At 72.0% G+C, this 1,532-nt stretch carries 1 protein-coding gene and 1 pseudogene; both read right to left on the bottom strand.

All coding sequences use genetic code 11. The features are described 5' to 3' along the window. A pseudogene (locus G3O06_RS49555) lies at nt 1–142 on the bottom strand (3-oxoacyl-ACP synthase); the annotation flags it as partial. Nucleotides 143–150: 8 nt separating this feature from the next. Next, nucleotides 151–1,362: a beta-ketoacyl-[acyl-carrier-protein] synthase family protein gene (locus G3O06_RS48165; protein WP_205820438.1), complete on the bottom strand. Its 1,212-nt coding sequence runs from the start codon at nt 1,360–1,362 to the stop codon at nt 151–153. Nucleotides 1,363–1,532 lie beyond the last annotated feature (170 nt).

Genomic DNA, 1,532 nt, shown 5'->3' on the forward strand with positions numbered 1-1,532 from the left:
TCGGCAGGCCGGCCGGCGGCGGCAGTTCGGTGCGGGCGGGTGCATATGGTGCGCGGCCCGCGAGCACGTCGGCCGCGTGCGGCCAGTCGGCCAATCCGGGCCCGATGAGGCCGATGCTTTCGATGAAGGCGGTGAGTGTCATGACGGGCCTCAACGGCGGGCGTGGTCGGCGCGGCCGAGGATCAGGCTGCAATTCGTGCCGCCGAAGCCGAACGAATTGGAGAGGACGGCGCGCACGCGCGCATCGCGGCTCGCGAGCACGTAGTCGGCGGCGAGTGCCGGGTCAGGTTGCGTCGTGTTGACGCCGGCCGGCATGAACTGCTCGCGCAGCGCGAGCGCGGCGACGACGGCCTCGAGCGCCCCCGCCGCACCGAGCGTATGGCCGGTTGCGCCCTTCGTCGAGCTGCATGGCGTGCTGGCGAACAGCGCGCCGATCGCGCGGCTTTCGGCCGCGTCGTTGCTCGGTGTCGCGGTGCCGTGCAGGTTCACGTAGTCGATGTCGGTCGCACCCAGGCCGGCGGATGCAAGCGCCTGCTCGATCGCGACGCGCGCGCCGAGCCCGTCCGGATGCGGCGATGACATGTGATGCGCGTCGCTCGATTCGCCGATGCCGAGCAGCAGGATCGCATCGGTGTCGAGTGCGGTGGGCGGGTCCGGCACGCGTTCGACGAGCGCGAACGCGGCGGCCTCGCCGATCGAGATGCCGTCGCGCGCGACGTCGAACGGACGGCACGGCTGGCGCGACAGCAGTTCGAGCGAATTGAAGCCGTACAGCGTCGTCAGGCACAGCGAATCGACGCCGCCGACGACAGCCGCGTCGATCAAGCCGGCCTCGATCATGCGGCGCGCGGAGCCGAACACTTTCGCGCCGGACGAGCAGGCGGACGAGATCGCCATCGCGGGGCCGCGCAGCGCGAAAAACGCGCGCACGAATGCGGCCGGCGAATACGGGTTGTGCGTGTGCGCGTAGCGGAAGTCGGCGGGCAGTGCGCCGCTTGCCGGATCGCGGCGCTGGTACGCGTGTTCGGTCTCGAGGATGCCTGCGGTGCTCGTGCCGATGAACACGCCGACGCGCGCCGCACCGTAGCGCGCCACGGCCGCAGCGACGCGTGCGTCGAAGCCGTCCTGCGTGAGGCCGAGTCGCGCGAGGCGGTTGTTGCGGCAGTCGAAGTCGGCGAGGTCGGCGCGCACGGGCTGTGCATCGACGCCCTCGACCGCGCCGATCCACGTGTCGAGGTCCGCACGCTCGAAGTCGCAGGGCTGGAGCCCGCCGCGCGCGTCGCGCAGCGCATCGAGGGTCGCATCGAGGCCGCGGCCGATGCAGCTGGTGGCGGTGAAGTGCGAGAGCAGGAGAGGTTTCACGAGGGTCGCATCCGGTGGCCGGAACGGGCGCCGCAGCAGGGCTGGCAGGCGCGCCGTTCGAGGTCAGATTTTATCAAACGGGGGGGCCGAACCGGCCGGCTCGCCCGGCCCGCCGGGCGGTTCGGGCGCGAGCGCCGCGCGCAGCGTGGTCCAGTGCAACTTCGCGTCGG

Source organism: Burkholderia sp. Ac-20345, from assembly GCF_017104825.1.
Taxonomy (GTDB): domain Bacteria; phylum Pseudomonadota; class Gammaproteobacteria; order Burkholderiales; family Burkholderiaceae; genus Burkholderia; species Burkholderia lata_B.